The 14,793-nt window shown below is 72.6% G+C and carries 11 protein-coding genes; 5 read left to right on the plus strand and 6 right to left on the minus strand.

Translation table 11 applies throughout. The features are described 5' to 3' along the window. Positions 1-478 precede the first annotated feature (478 nt). The 3 genes from ACZ6IM_RS25490 to ACZ6IM_RS25500 all read left to right on the plus strand — a co-directional run bounded on the left by ACZ6IM_RS25490 (position 479) and on the right by ACZ6IM_RS25500 (position 4,113). Positions 479-2,215: a glycoside hydrolase family 6 protein gene (locus ACZ6IM_RS25490; RefSeq protein WP_469559331.1), complete on the plus strand. Its 1,737-nt coding sequence runs from the start codon at positions 479-481 to the stop codon at positions 2,213-2,215. A 162-nt stretch (positions 2,216-2,377) separates the two neighbouring features. Then, positions 2,378-3,313, plus strand: a complete 936-nt coding sequence (locus ACZ6IM_RS25495; protein WP_469559334.1) for a class I SAM-dependent methyltransferase — start codon at positions 2,378-2,380, stop codon at positions 3,311-3,313. 98 nt (positions 3,314-3,411) lie between these two features. After that, complete coding sequence (locus tag ACZ6IM_RS25500) at positions 3,412-4,113, plus strand: SDR family oxidoreductase (RefSeq protein ID WP_469559337.1); 702 nt, start codon at positions 3,412-3,414, stop codon at positions 4,111-4,113. A gap of 65 nt (positions 4,114-4,178) precedes the next feature. Here ACZ6IM_RS25500 and ACZ6IM_RS25505 read toward each other — a convergent pair whose 3' ends face one another. From ACZ6IM_RS25505 to ACZ6IM_RS25515, 3 genes are all read right to left on the minus strand, one after another. Next, positions 4,179-5,012 carry an aldo/keto reductase gene (locus tag ACZ6IM_RS25505; protein ID WP_469559340.1) on the minus strand — a complete coding sequence of 278 codons (834 nt, stop codon included), beginning with the start codon at positions 5,010-5,012 and terminating at the stop codon, positions 4,179-4,181. A gap of 83 nt (positions 5,013-5,095) precedes the next feature. Further along, positions 5,096-6,922, minus strand: coding sequence for an AMP-dependent synthetase/ligase (locus tag ACZ6IM_RS25510; protein WP_469559342.1), 1,827 nt, complete (start codon positions 6,920-6,922; stop codon positions 5,096-5,098). 212 nt (positions 6,923-7,134) lie between these two features. Continuing rightward, positions 7,135-8,649, minus strand: a complete 1,515-nt coding sequence (locus ACZ6IM_RS25515) for an MFS transporter (protein WP_052840490.1) — start codon at positions 8,647-8,649, stop codon at positions 7,135-7,137. Between the two features lie 123 nt (positions 8,650-8,772). Here ACZ6IM_RS25515 and ACZ6IM_RS25520 point away from each other — a divergent pair, with 123 nt between their 5' ends. Further along, the gene (locus ACZ6IM_RS25520) at positions 8,773-9,750 is read left to right on the plus strand and encodes an Lrp/AsnC family transcriptional regulator (protein WP_469559496.1); all 978 of its coding nucleotides are present in this window, start codon (positions 8,773-8,775) and stop codon (positions 9,748-9,750) included. On the opposite strand, the gene ACZ6IM_RS25525 is transcribed toward ACZ6IM_RS25520, so the two are convergent. Beyond that, a complete protein-coding gene (locus tag ACZ6IM_RS25525; RefSeq protein WP_052840489.1) occupies positions 9,729-10,610 on the minus strand; it encodes a LysR substrate-binding domain-containing protein in 882 nt (293 codons plus the stop codon). The genes ACZ6IM_RS25520 and ACZ6IM_RS25525 overlap by 22 nt on opposite strands. 152 nt (positions 10,611-10,762) lie before the next feature. On the opposite strand from ACZ6IM_RS25525, the gene ACZ6IM_RS25530 reads away from it, so the two are divergent. Further along, positions 10,763-11,800, plus strand: a complete 1,038-nt coding sequence (locus ACZ6IM_RS25530) for a bile acid:sodium symporter family protein (protein ID WP_469559346.1) — start codon at positions 10,763-10,765, stop codon at positions 11,798-11,800. Between the two features lie 25 nt (positions 11,801-11,825). On the opposite strand, the gene ACZ6IM_RS25535 is transcribed toward ACZ6IM_RS25530, so the two are convergent. Both ACZ6IM_RS25535 and fdhD read right to left on the minus strand, forming a co-directional pair. Continuing rightward, positions 11,826-13,745, minus strand: coding sequence for an exo-alpha-sialidase (locus tag ACZ6IM_RS25535; RefSeq protein WP_469559348.1), 1,920 nt, complete (start codon positions 13,743-13,745; stop codon positions 11,826-11,828). Between the two features lie 194 nt (positions 13,746-13,939). Beyond that, positions 13,940-14,788, minus strand: a complete 849-nt coding sequence (fdhD, locus tag ACZ6IM_RS25540) for a formate dehydrogenase accessory sulfurtransferase FdhD (protein WP_469559351.1) — start codon at positions 14,786-14,788, stop codon at positions 13,940-13,942. Positions 14,789-14,793 lie beyond the last annotated feature (5 nt).

Below are 14,793 nucleotides of genomic sequence, written 5' to 3' on the forward strand. Positions count from 1 at the left end.
AGGAGCAACAAGCCTTGAACCAGTGGGAGCGCTCCCATAGTGGAGAGGGTGCCTGGTGCGGTCAAGATGTGTGGAGAGTCGAAAAGATTCGACAGTGCCGGCGGGGAGAAAGTCGGTAACTCCTCTGTTCTTTGCCGTCACTTGGCGCTACCTTCGCTGCACCAGTGGGAGCGGTTCCACCAGTCGACGCGTCCGTCACGGCGCGCCCGAACTGCAAGGAGTCGCTCATGCGCCACCCCCCGCTCCACCCCCCGCGTTCAGGACTTTCAGCCGTTGCCGCAGCCGTGGCCGCTACCTGTCCGACGCCTCGCCGGCCCGTGTGCCGGATCGCTCACCCCTCGGGCTGTTCCACCCTGCCCGCGGGTCGTTCCTGACCTCCGATCACGACGGCACCCCCATGCCGATCGGCAGGGCCGCGCCGACGCGGGCGCGGCCCCGGACGACAGCAGCACCCCCACGAAAGAAGGAACCCGCACTCATGACCCGTACCAGAACCGCGATGCTCGCCGCCCTGACGCTGGTCGCCGGAGCCTCCGGCACGGCACTGGCCGCCCACTCCGCGAGCGCCGGAGCCGCGGCCGCCGCCTGCACCGTCGACTACAAGGTGCAGAACGACTGGGGAAGCGGATTCACCGCTGCCGTGACCGTCACCAACAACGGTGCGGCCACGTCCAGCTGGTCGCTGGGATGGACCTACGCCGGCAGCCAGAAGGTCACCAACGGCTGGAACGCGAAGGTCAGTCAGAGCGGTGCCGCCGTCACCGCGGCGAGCGAGTCCTACAACGGCACCCTGTCCACCGGCGGTTCGGCGAGCTTCGGCTTCCAGGCCACCTACAGCGGCAGCAACGCGATCCCGGCCACCTTCACCCTCAACGGCGTGACCTGCAACGTGGACGGAGGCCCGACCGATCCGACGGACCCGACCGACCCCACGGACCCGACCGACCCCACCGGCCCGTCCGACCGGGTGGACAACCCGTACGCCGGCGCCAAGGGATACGTGAACCCGGAGTGGGCCGAGAAGGCGGCGGCCGAACCCGGCGGCAGCCGGATCGCCGACCAGCCCACCGGCGTCTGGCTGGACCGGATCGCGGCCATCGAGGGCGCCAACGGCGGCATGGGCCTGCGCGACCACCTCGACGAGGCGCTGAAGCAGAAGGGCTCCGGCGAGCTGTACGTCCAGCTCGTCATCTACAACCTGCCCGGACGTGACTGTTCGGCCCTGGCTTCCAACGGCGAGCTGGGCCCGACGGAGATCGACAAGTACAAGACGGACTACATCGACCCGATCGCCGCGATCCTCGCCGACCCGAAGTACGCCTCGCTGCGGATCGTCACCACGGTCGAGATCGACTCGCTGCCCAACCTCGTCACCAACGTCTCGGGCCGGCCGACCGCCACGCCCAACTGCGACGTGATGAAGGCCAACGGCAACTACCAGAAGGGCGTCGGCTACGCCCTGAACAAGCTCGGTGACATCGGCAACGTCTACAACTACATCGACGCCGGCCACCACGGCTGGCTCGGCTGGGACGACAACTTCGGCGCCTCGGCCGACATGTTCAAGACGGCCGCCACCACCGAGGGCGCGACCGTCAACGACGTCCACGGCTTCATCGTCAACACCGCCAACTACAGCGCGCTGAAGGAGGACAACTTCAAGATCACGGACAGTGTGAACGGGACGTCCGTGCGCCAGTCCAAGTGGGTCGACTGGAACCGCTACACCGACGAGCTGTCCTATGCGCAGGCCATGCGCGACAAGCTGGTCTCGATCGGCTTCGACCCCAAGATCGGCATGCTGATCGACACCTCCCGCAACGGCTGGGGCGGCACCCAGCGGCCCACCGGCCCCGGCGCCACCACGAACGTCGACACCTACGTCAACGGCGGCCGCTACGACCGCCGCATCCACCTCGGCAACTGGTGCAACCAGTCCGGAGCGGGCCTCGGCGAACGGCCGCAGGCCGACCCCGAGCCGGGTATCGACGCCTACGTGTGGATGAAGCCGCCGGGTGAGTCGGACGGCGCGAGCAAGGAGATCCCGAACGACGAGGGCAAGGGATTCGACCGGATGTGCGACCCGACGTACACCGGTAACGCTCGCAACGGCAACAACATGTCCGGCGCCCTTCCGGACGCCCCCATCTCCGGGAAGTGGTTCTCCGCGCAGTTCCAGGAGCTCATGAAGAACGCCTACCCGCCCCTGTCGTGAGCGGGCTCCCGCGCACGCCGCGCGGGTGAGCCGTCGGGGTCCGGTCCTTGCGGGCCGGGCCCCGGTGGCCTCCCGTCTTTTTTGCGGGAGCGGCAACTTCGGTTGCGCCCCGCCGGTGAGTCGTCGCACTCTGACGGCACCGCGAACGGGAGGCTGACCGGCATGGCGCACGACCACCTTCACCACGACACACACGGCCCCGCCCACGAGCAGGGACACGGGCGAGGACACGGCCACGGCCACACGCACGACCACGCCGACATCGACTGGGCCGAGATGGCCCCGCACCTGGAGGCGCAGGCCGAGCTGTACACGCCGTTGTACCGGCAGGCCTTGGCCTGGCTGGCCCGGGAGGTGACCGAGCCGGGACTGGTCGTCGACGTCGGCAGCGGCCCCGGCGTCGTCTCCTGCCTGTTCGCCGACACCTTCCCCGGCGCCCGCGTCGTCGCCGCCGACGGTGCCGGACCGCTGCTCGAACGGGCCCGCGCCCGTGCCGAGCGGCTCGGGTTCGCCGACCGCTTCGGCACCCTCGCCGGGGACCTGCCCGGCGCGCTGGCCGAGCTGGACTACCCAGCCGACCTGATGTGGGCCAGCCAGAGCCTGCACCACCTGCCCGACCAGCGCGCGGCGCTCGCCGCTCTCGGCGGGCACCTCGCCCCCGGCGGCACCCTGGCGATCCTGGAGGGCGGACTGCCCGCCCGGTTCCTGCCCCGCGACATCGGGATCGGGCGCCCCGGGCTCCAGGCCAGGATCCGCGCCGTGGAGGAGGACGCCTTCGCCGAGATGCGCGCCGACCTGCCGGACTCCGTGGCCGAGGCCGAGGACTGGCCCGCGATGCTGACCGCCGCGGGACTGAAGCACACCGGCACCCGCAGCTTCCTCCTCGACCTGCCCGCGCCCCTCTCCGACGCCGCCCGCGACTACGTCGCCACGTCCCTGTCCCGGCTGCGCGAGCGGATCGGGGACGCTCTGGACGCCGACGACCTCGCCACCCTGGACCGGCTGCTCGACCCCGCCGACGAGGCGGGCGTGCACCGGCGCCAGGACGTGTTCGTGCTGGTGGCGCACACCGTGTACACGGCGGTCCGGGCGGTTTGACGCCAGGGCTTGACTTCGAGAGCGCTCCAAGTGATGGACTCCCCGCTGCCAGTGAGACGAGCAGGAACAGACACGCAGGAACAGACGCGGGGGGACTCATGACCGACACATCCGTCACGCTCATCACCGGGGGCGGCAGCGGCATCGGAGCGGCTGTCGCCCGACGGCTGCTGGACGCGGGGCAGCGGGTGGCCGTCACGGGACGCGGGGAGGCGAGGCTGCGGGCGTTCAGCGCGGAACTCGGCGACCCGGAGGGCCTGCTGACGATCCAGGGCAACGCCGCCGAGCACGCCGACGTGGTGGCCGCGGTCGAGGCCGCGCTGAAGGAGTTCGGCCGGCTCGACACGGTCGTCGCCAACGCCGGTTTCGCCACCCACGACTCGGTCGCCGAGGGCGACCCCGCGGGCTGGTCCGAGATGGTGCTGACCAACGTGCTGGGCCCGGCCCTGCTGATCAGGGCGTCCATCGACGCGCTCAAGCGGACCCGCGGACGCGTCGTGCTGGTCGGCAGCGTCGCCGGCTTCGTGAACACACCGGGCAACATCTACGGCGCCACCAAGTGGGCGGTGACCGGCCTCGCCGAGAACACCCGGCGCGAGGTGACGCAGTGGGGCGTGGGCGTGACCCTGATCGCGCCCGGCCGGGTGGAGACCCCGTTCTGGGACGCCACCGGCGGTCTGCCGCCCGGCGAGCTGCTCACCGCCGACCAGATCGCCGACTCGGTCGTCTGGGCCATGACCCAGCCCGCCGGGGTCGACGTCAACACCGTGGTCGTACGGCCGCTGGGGCAGCCCAACTGACCCGCACGGGACACGGGGAGGGCCCGGCCGCACCCGCGGCCGGGCCCCTCTTTGTGTGTCTCCGCTCAGGAGTTGACGTCCGCCGGGTCCGGGCCCAGCCGCCGGTCCTCGTTCAGCGCGCTGATCGCCGCGAGGTCCTCGGTGTCCAGGGTGAAGCCGAACACGTCGATGTTCTCCTTGATCCGGGACGGCGTCACCGACTTCGGGATCACCACGTTGCCCAGCTGGAGGTGCCAGCGCAGCACGACCTGGGCCGGGGTGCGCCCGTGCTTCTGGGCGATCGCGACGATCGCCGGGATGTCCAGGATGCCCTTGCCGGAGCCGAGCGGGGACCAGGCCTCGGTGGCGATGCCCTGCTCGGCGTGCACCTCGCGGGCGGCGTGCTGCTGGAGGTGGGGGTGCAGCTCGATCTGGTTGACGGCCGGGATCACCGACGTCTCGGCGGTCAGCCGCTCCAGGTGCTCCGGCAGGAAGTTGGACACACCGATGGCGCGGACCCGCCCGTCGGCCAGGAGCTTCTCGAACGCCTTGTAGGTGTCGACGTACGTCCCCTTGGCGGGCATGGGCCAGTGGATGAGGTAGAGGTCGAGGTAGTCCAGGCCGAGCTTCGCCAGCGAGGTGTCGAAGGCGCGGAGGGTGGAGTCGTACCCCTGGCCGCTGTTCCAGAGCTTGGTGGTGACGAAGAGATCCTCGCGGGCCAGACCGGAGGCGGCGATCGCCCTGCCGGTGCCCTCTTCATTGCCGTAGATCGCCGCTGTGTCGATGCTGCGGTACCCGGCCTCCAGCGCCTGGGCGACGGCGGTCTGCGCCTCGTCGTCCGGCACCTGCCAGACGCCGAAGCCCAGCTGGGGCATCTCGACGCCGTTGTTCAGGATGATCGGGGGGACCTTGCTGCTCACGAGCTCTTGATCCTTCGGTTGTGGTCAGGTGGTACTCCCATCGTCAACGATCACGAGTCCCGACGCATTCCTGACCGTGCGACTCACGCGGTGTAAAGCGCCTCGACCTCGGTGCCGTAGGCGTTCTCGATGGCCTTGCGCTTCAGCTTCAGCGAGGGGGTCAGCAGCCCGTGCTCCTCGGTGAACGGCTGGGCGAGGATACGGAAGGTGCGGATCGACTCGGCCTGGGACACCAGCGTGTTGGCCGCGACGACCGCGCGCCGCACCTCGGTCTCCAGGTCGGCGTCGTGCACCAGGTCGGCCGGCGACATCCGCGGCTTGTTGCGCATCGTCAGCCAGTGCTCGACCGCCTCCTGGTCCAGGGTGATGAGCGCGGCCACGTAGGGCCGGTCGTTGCCGACGACGATGCACTGGTTGACCAGCGGGTGGTCGCGCACCCGCTCCTCCAGCAGCCCCGGGGAGACGCTCTTGCCGCCGGAGGTCACCAGGATCTCCTTCTTGCGGCCGGTGATGGTGAGGTAGCCGTCCTCGTCCAGGGCGCCCAGGTCGCCGGTGGCCAGCCAGCCGTCGTGCAGGGTCTCGTCGGTGGCCTTGGGGTTGTTCAGGTAACCCTCGAAGACGTTGTCGCCCTTCAGCCAGATCTCCCCGTCGTCCGCGATGTGCACGGTCACGCCCGGCACCGGCTGCCCGACGGTGCCGTAGCGGGTGCGCTCGGGCGGGTTGGCGGTGGCGGCCGCGGTGGACTCGGTCAGGCCGTAGCCCTCGTAGATCTGCACGCCCGCGCCCGCGAAGAACAGCCCGAGGCGCCGGTCCATCGCCGAGCCGCCCGACATGGCGTTGCGGATGCGGCCGCCCATCGCGGCCCGCACCTTGGCGTAGACGAGCTTGTCGAAGAGCTGGTGCTGCATCCGCAGCCCCGCCGACGGGCCGGGCCCGATGCCCCAGGCCTTGGCCTCCACCGCCTCCGCGTACTTCACGGCCACGTCGACGGCCTTCTCGAAGGGACCGGCCTTCCCCTCCTTCTCCGCCTTGCGCCGCGCCGCGTTGAACACCTTCTCGAAGATGTACGGCACCGCCAGGATGAAGGTCGGCCGGAAGGCGGCCAGGTCGGGCAGCAGGGCCGCGGCGTTGAGCTGCGGCTGGTGGCCGAAGCGGACCCGGCCGCGGATCGCCGCGACCTCAACCATCCGCCCGAAGACGTGCGCCAGCGGCAGGAACAGCAGGGTCGCCACCTCGTCGCCGCGCTTGGAGTGGAACACCGGCTCCCAGCGCGCGATGACGGTGTCGGCCTCGTACATGAAGTTGCCGTGGGTCAGGACGCAGCCCTTGGGGCGGCCGGTGGTGCCCGAGGTGTAGATGACGGTGGCCACCGACTCCGGGGTGACCGCCTTGCGGTGCCGGTGGACCACCTCGTCGTCGAGGTGGGCGCCCGCGTCGTACAGCTCCTGTACGGCTCCCGAGTCCAGCTGCCACAGGCCGCGCAGGTGCGGCAGCCGGTCGATGACGGTGGCGATCGTCATCGCGTGGTCCTCGTGCTCCACGACCGCGGCCGTCACCTCGGCGTCGTAGAGCATCCACATGCACTGCTCGGCCGAGGAGGTCGGGTAGATGGGCACCACCTGGGCGCCGATGGTCCACAGGGCGAAGTCGAAGAGGGTCCACTCGTAGCGGGTGCGGGACATGATGGCGACCCGGTCGCCGAAGCGGATGCCCTGGGCCAGCAGCCCCTTGGCGAGGGCGAGGACCTCGTCGCGGAAGGCTCCAGCGGTGACGTCCCGCCACTGCCCGGCCTCGTCCTTGCGGCCGAGCGCGATGTGCCGCGGATCCTGCTGGGCATGCTCGAAGACGACGTCGGCCAGACCGCCCACCGGTGGTGCCAACCTCGACGGAGGACTGGTGAACTCGCGCAAACCCCGCTCCCCGCTTTTCGATGACCCCCCGCACAGCGCGGTGAAAGCTACCCCACCCGGCGCGGGGACGGGAGGGGCGCCAAAATCGAACAGGGCTCATGTTCGCGCTGGTCAGCGGGAGAAAATGCGCTCACATGGGGAAGGGTCGGACAGTTTCCTGACGGTTGAGTAAGTTTCGGTGCCGTAATCTCCACCGAATCTGTACGACCCGCTTACCGCCGGTACGGGGCTACCGGAGTGGCCTTCTCCTCTTCCAGCGCGGGCGGCGCGGAATCCGTCACACCGGCGTTCCGGCCGCCGCGGTCGGCCCTGACCAGCACCAGCACCAGCACCCCGGCGACCGCCGCGACCGCGCCCGCGGTCACCGCCGCCGCGTTGAGTCCGGAGGCGAACGCGGCCCGCAGCGCGTGCTCGCCGAACACGCCCCGCAGGGCCCCCGCCGCACCGCCCGCCAGACCGTGCGCCGCGTCGTGCGGCAGCGTGTCCTGCATCCGCGAGGTCAGCACCGTGCCGAACACGGCGATGCCGAGCGCGTACCCGAGCTGCCGGAAGGTGTTGACCGCGCCCCCGGCCATGCCGGACCGCTCCGCCGGGACCGCCGCCAGAGCGGCGCCCGCGATGCCGGGCGACACCAGACCCGTCCCGACACCCACCAGCAGCAGCCCCGGCACCAGCGCGGACGCGGTGGAGCCCGCGCCCAGGAACGCCATGCAGAACTGGCCCGCCGCGATCAGCAGCAGCCCGCCCCCGATGGTCAGCCGCGCCGGCACCCCGTGCAGCAGCCGCCCGCCCGCCGCGGCCACCAGGAACGACGCCAGCGACAGCCACACGAACACCAGCCCGCCCCGCACCGGGCTCATCCCCAGCAGCGTCTGCAGCCATATGGAGGTGTACGCCATCACCCCGAACGCCGCCGCGTTGAAGGCCAGCCCGCCCAGCAGCACACCCGAGAACGCGGGCCGCAGGAACAGCCGCGGGTCGAGCAGCGGATCGGCGACCCGGTGCTCCACGGCGACGAACGCGCCCAGCGCCAGCACCGCGAGGACGAAGGAGACGAGCGTGCCGCCCTCGGTCCAGCCGTGCGACCCGGCGCGCACCGCCCCGTACGTCAGCGCCCCGGCGAAGGCCGCGAAGGTCGCCGTACCCGCCCAGTCCACGCGGCGTCCGGCCGCCCCGCGGGACTCCGGCACCACGCGCAGCGTCAGCCAGACCGCCGCCACGCTCACCGGCAGGTTCACCCAGAAGATCCAGCGCCAGCCCGGACCGTCGGTGAGCAGTCCGCCGAGCACCGGGCCCACGGCCGCCGCCGCCCCGCTGACCGCGCCCCACACCCCGAGCGCCATCGACCGCCGGCGCCCCTGGTAGACCGAGCCCAGCAGCGGCAGCGTGGTGGCGAACATCGCCGCCGCGCCCACCCCCTGCAGTCCGCGCGCCGCGACCAGCATTCCCGGCCCGGTGGCCAGCCCGCACAGCAGCGACGCCGCCGCGAACAGCACCACGCCCGCCACGTGCACCCGGCGCCGTCCCAGGACGTCGGCCGCGGCGCCCAGCCCCAGCAGCAGCGCGGCCAGCGCCAGCGCGTAGCCGTCCATCACCCATTGCAGATCGCTCAGCGACGCGTGCAGCCCCCTGGCCATGTCCGGCAGCGCGACCACCGCGATGGTCACGTCCAGCAGCAGCATGAACGTCCCCAGGCACACCGCCGTGAGCGGCCCCCATGTACGCATGTTCCGTCTTCTTCCTGTTGCGCTACGAGTGTCCGTGCCTCCGTACGATGGACCGACACCGGCAGATCGACCCCGTCAACGGCGCTCGTGTGACGGAATCCGATGGGAGAGGCCCCGTTGCGGATGGAATCCGACACCTTCGACGAACTCGACCTGCGCGTGCTGGACGCTCTGGAGGTGAACGGCCGCGCCTCCTTCAGCCGCATCGGGGCGGTGCTCGGCGTCTCCGACCAGACCGTCGCCCGCCGCTACCGCAGGCTGTGCGCCGAGGGCGGGCTGCGGGTGGTCGCCGTCCGGGACGCCGAGCGGCTCGGCCAGGACCACTGGACGCTGCGGCTGCGCTGCGTCCCCGACAGCGCACCGGCCATCGCGGACGCCCTCGCCAAGCGGCCCGACACCAACTGGATCGGGCTGGCCGGGGGCGGCACCGAGATCATCTTCGGTACCCGGCCGCGCAGTCCCGGCGACCGGGACGACCTGCTCCTCGGCAAGCTGCCGCGCACCCCGCGCGTCCTGGAGATCCACGCCCACCAGGTCCTGCACCGCTTCTACGGCGGACCCAGCGGCTGGCTGCGCAAGTTCGGCGTCCTCGATGACGACCAGGTCGCGGCGCTGCGGCCGGAGACCGGACCACGCCCGCCGGGGCCCGCCCGCATCGACCCCGAGGACGAGCCGCTGCTCGACGTGCTGGAGCGCGACGGGCGCGCCGGGCTTCCCGAACTCCAGCGCGCCACCGGCCGTTCCGAGTCCGCGGTCAAACGCCGCCTGGCCGCGCTGCTCGGCTCCGGCGCCGTGTACATCGACGTGGAGTACCACGCGGAGATCCTCGGATATCCGACCGCCGCCGTGCTGTGGCTCACCACCAGCCCGGCCGCGCTGCACCGGGTGGGCGAGGCCCTCGCCGCACACGCCGAGATCGCCCACGCCGCCGCCACCGCGGGCCCGTCCAACATCGTCGCCACCGCGGTCGTCCGCAACACCGCCGACCTCTACGCCTACCTCAGCGGTCCGCTCGGCCGCCTGGAGGGCGTCCAGCACGTGGAGGCCTCGCCGTTCCTGCGCCGGGTCAAGCAGCTCACCTATCCGAGGCCCGTGCGCTGAGGCCGGTGCAGCCGGTCGCCGCCCGCCAGGATCGCCGCCGCCAGGGCGTTGGCCGCGCCCTGCGCCGAGGGGCGGCGCCGGCCGTGCACCAGCACGAAGTCGACGCGGCCCAGCTCGGGCAGCCCCGCCCGGTCCGGCACCCGCACCAGCCCGGGCGGGACGAGGCCGCGGGAGTGCGCCATCACGCCCAGGCCCGCGCGGGCGGCGGCGATCAGACCGTTGAGACTGCCGCTGGTGCACGCGACGTGCCAGGCTCTGCCCTGGCGTTGCAGGGCGTCCAGTGCCAGCGCACGGGTGATGCCGGGCGGCGGATAGACGATGAGCGGCACCGGGCGGTCCGGTTCCAGGCGCAGCCGCGGCGCTCCGATCCACACCAGCCGGTCGCTCCACACCGGCTCGCCGCGCGGCTCCTCGGGCCGCCGCTTGGCCAGCACCAGGTCCAGCTTCCCGGCCGCCAGCTGCTCGTGCAGCGTGCCCGACAGCTCCACCGTCAGCTCCAGGTCGACCTCCGGGTGGTCGTGCCGGAAGGTTTCCAGGATCTCCGGCAGCCGGGTCAGCACGAAGTCCTCGGACGCCCCGAACCGCAGCCGCCCGCGCAGCCGGGTGCCCGTGAAGAAGGCCGTCGCCTGCTCGTGCACCTCCAGGATCCGGCGCGCGAACCCGAGCATCGCCTCCCCGTCCTCCGTCAGCTCCACGGAGTGCGTGTCCCGGCTGAACAGCTGCCGGCCGGTGGCGTCCTCGAGGCGCCGTACGTGCTGGCTCACCGTGGACTGGCGCAGCCCGAGCCGCCGGGCGGCCTGCGTGAAGCTCAGCGTCTGGGCCACCGACAGGAAGGTACGCAGGTGGGAGGGGTCGTACATGCCACCAGGCTAGCGGTGGTCATCGGGGATCGTGATGACAGTCAGAGCGGTGTACCGGATTCCCGATCGCCGGGCGGGGGAGCACGATGGAGCGGGGGCCCGTGACCCCGTCGCACGAACAGAACGAGTGAGCAGCGAGCAAGTGGAGCACCGTGAAACGCCTGCGTTGGCCGCGTTGGATGCCGATCGACCCGTACATCCTGCTGCTGCTCGGCACCGTGGGCCTCGCGGCGCTGCTGCCGGCCCGCGGCACGGGCGCGGACGTCGCCTCCGGCGCCTCGACCGGCGCGATCGCGTTCCTCTTCTTCCTCTACGGTGCCCGGCTGTCCACCCGTGAGGCGATGGACGGCGTACGGCACTGGCGGCTCCACCTCACCGTGCTGGCCTGCACCTTCGTGGTCTTCCCGCTGCTCGGCCTCGCGTCCCGCGCCCTGGTCCCGGTGTTCCTGACCGACCCCCTCTTCCAGGGCCTGCTCTTCCTCACCCTGGTGCCGTCGACCATCCAGTCGTCGATCGCCTTCACCTCCATCGCCCGCGGCAACGTGCCCGCCGCCATCTGCGCCGGGTCCTTCTCCTCGCTGGCCGGCATCGTCGTCACGCCGCTGCTGGCCGCCGCCCTGCTCGGCGGCAGCGGGGGCGGGTTCTCCGCCGACTCGGTGGTGGAGATCGTGCTGCAACTGCTGGTGCCCTTCGCGGCCGGGCAACTGCTGCGCCGGTGGATCGGAGGCTTCGTCGCCCGGCACAGGAAGGCGCTCGCTCTCGTCGACCGCGGCTCGATCCTCCTGGTCGTCTACACGGCGTTCAGCGAGGGCATGGTCCACGGCATCTGGCACCAGGTGAGCCCGGTGCGGCTGGCCGGGCTGCTGGCCGTCGAGGCGGTACTGCTGGCCGTGATGCTGCTCCTGACCTGGTACGGGGCGAAGGGCCTCGGCTTCGGGAGGGAGGACCGGATCGCGATCCAGTTCGCCGGGTCCAAGAAGTCGCTCGCCGCCGGACTGCCCATGGCGAGTGTTCTGTTCGGGGCCCAGGCATCCCTGGCGGTACTGCCGCTGATGCTCTTCCACCAGATGCAGCTGATGGTGTGCGCGGTGATCGCCAAGCGCCGGTCGCGCGACCCGGAGGCGGTCCCGCCCGAGGAGTCGGCCGCGCCGGCGCGCACCGCGGTCGGCACCGGCGGCCGCTCGGCCTGAGGCGTCCGCACCCGCGCGGTGACGGTCAGCCGCCCGTGGCCGCCCCGGCCACCCGGTCCAGGGGCAGGTGCAGGACCGGGTTCCCGGTGGCGGCGGGCGGATCGCCCGCGGCGATCTCCGCGTCCGTCAGGGCCCGGTTCCACACGCGTACGTCGTCGACGGCGCCGGTGAAGCGGGCCCGGCCGTCCATCCGTTCGCCGATGTGCACCCCGAAGGGCGAGTTCCGGCTGACCGAACCCGGCACGTCCGCCGCGTCCGCCGACGCCGAACCGTCGACGAACAGCGCGAGCCGGCCCCCGCCGCGGCGCAGCGTCAGACGGTGCCACCGCCCGTCGTCGAGGGCCCGGTCGGCGCGCACCCACGCCGAGCGGGGCGCCGCTGCGCCCTCGCGCGCGGTGATCAGCCCCCGCACCCGCCTGTTCCCGGGCTCGGCGCGCAGCCACACCTGGGGCTGGTCCGTGCCGATGCCGCCCATCCACAGCAGCGGCTGCTCCCCGTCGGCCGCCGAGTACCGGAACCACAGCGACGCCGTGAAGTCCCCCTCCCCGAGCGCCAGCCGCCCGTCGTAGGGCAGTCGTACGGCGTCGTCGGCGCCGTCGAAGACGAGCGCGCCGCCCGCCGCGCCGTCCGTCGTCCCGGCGCCGCCGAGCACGGCCGCGGGTGCGGCACCGGGCGCGAGGTCGGGAGTGGTGGGGTCGGCGGGCCGGCGCGGCGCGAGCCGGTCCTCGGTGAACCGGGCGAAGCGGATCTCGTCGCGTGCGTCGGCCGTCCCGGCCTCGTACAGCAGGCCCACGGTGTCCTCGTCGACGCCCACCAGGTCCGAGTAGCCCGACCAGTCCCGGGTGACGACCGTGCCGCGGTCCACGCTGTCCCAGGTCGCGCCGCCGTCCCAGGAGGAGCGGAGGGTCATGGTCCGACGGCGGTCGGGGTCGGCCGGCGCCGACAGCAGGGTGCGGTCGCCCAGGCGCAGCACCGCGCCCTGCACCTGCGGGGCGTACAGGTCGGGCAGGGCCCGGAAGGGCGCCGCGAAGGTGTCGCCGCCGTCGCGGCTGAGGGCCTGGGTGCGGTGGCCGAGGTCGGTGCCGTTGTCCTCCCGGCCGCTGACCAGGAGCGCGCCGTCGGCGCGTTCGGCGAGGGACAGTTCGGAGGGCTTCTGCCGGAAGGTGCCGTCGGCGGCGACGGGCCAGGTGTCGGTGGCGCCGGTCCTCCAGTGCTCGCCGCCGTCGTCACTGACCACGAGGGCCGCGTGGTGGGCGGTGACCCTCCCCCGGCCTCCGGCCGGGGGGACCCCCATCTCGCTTCGCTCGCCGTCCCAGGTCTCGGCGTTGACGCCGACGACGAGCCGCCCGGGGTGGGCGCCGCCGGTGAGCTGGATGCCGTGCCCGGGGCCGGTGGCGTACCAGGAGTTCCAGTCGGGCGGCAGGATCCCGGGGCTCAGGTCGCGGGGCGTGGACCAGGTGCGGCCGTCGTCGTCGCTGTGCTGGAGGTGTGGCGTGCGGGCGCAGGGCACCGCGCAGTTCGCTCCGTCCGTGCGGCCCGCGTTGTACGTCTCCAGCAGGAGGACGCGGCCGGTGGCACGGTCGACGACCGGGGCCGGGTTGCCGTGGGTGTCGCCGCCGCCGTCGTTGACGACCTGGAGCGGACCCCAGGTGCGTCCGCCGTCGGTGGAGCGCTTGAGGACCACGTCGATGTCGCCGGCGTCCCCGCAGTCGAGGACGCGGCCCTCGGCGAAGGCGAGCAGGGTGCCCTCCGTGGTGCGCACGATCGCCGGGATGCGGAAGCAGGCGTATCCGCCGGGGTCGCGGGCCGCGTCGAAGAGCACCTGCTCCTCGAACCCGGGGACGCGGTCGCCGGATCGCGCGTGTGCCGGGAAGGGGGAGGTCACGGCGAGCGTGCAGGACGCGGCGAGCGCGAGCCAGAAGGCACGGGGAGGACGAGGCGGCATGGCGCGGTCTGCCCTTCGGGGCGGCTGGTGGAGGGACCCTTTCGTCGGGACATCAGTACAAGAGCCGCCCTGGGTCCGCGGGGACCGCGTCGTCCCCCGCGTGTCGGACACCGGCGCGGTCGAGGCGGGGCCCCCGGGGCGCAGGGGGCGCTCCCCGCCGACAGGGACCCCGCCGCCGTGTCGCGGGGAGGGGGTCAGCCCTTGGCGGCCGCGGCCCGCAGGGCGACCCGGTCCTCACCCGCGTACACGTTCATGGAGCTGCCGCGCAGGAAGCCCACCAGTGTCAGGCCGGTCTCGGCGGCCAGGTCCACGGCCAGCGAGGACGGCGCCGACACCGCGGCCAGCACCGGGATGCCCGCCATCACGGCCTTCTGCGCCAGCTCGAAGGAGGCCCGGCCCGACACCAGCAGCACGGACCGGGACAACGGCAGGTCCCCGCTCTGCAGGGCGCGGCCGACCAGCTTGTCGACCGCGTTGTGCCGGCCCACGTCCTCCCGTACGTCCACCAGTTCGCCGTCCTCGGTGAACAGCGCCGCCGCGTGCAGCCCGCCGGTCCGGTCGAAGACCCGCTGGGAGGCGCGCAGCCGGTCGGGCAGGTCCGCCAGCAGCTCCGGGGTGACGCGGACCGGGGGAGCGTCGGCGATGGGCCAGCGGGCGGTCGTCCGCACCGCGTCCAGGCTCGCCTTGCCGCACAGCCCGCAGGACGAGGTGGTGTAGACGTTCCGCTCCAGGGTGATGTCCGGGACCCGCACGCCGGGGGCCGTCCGCACGTCGACCACGTTGTAGGTGTTGGAGCCGTCGGCCGTGGCGCCCGCGCAGTACACGATGTTCTGGAGGTCGGCCTGCTCGGCGAGGACCCCCTCGCTCACCAGGAAACCCGCCGCCAGCGCGAAGTCGTCGCCGGGAGTGCGCATGGTGATGGCGAGGGGCTTGCCGTTCAGCCGGATCTCCAGCGGTTCCTCGGCGACGAGCGTGTCCGGGCGGGAGGAGACCGCCCCGTCCCTGATGCGGAGGACCTTGCGTCGTTCCGTGACTCGTCCCATGTTCG

This window comes from Streptomyces sp. NPDC042336 (genome assembly GCF_055581985.1).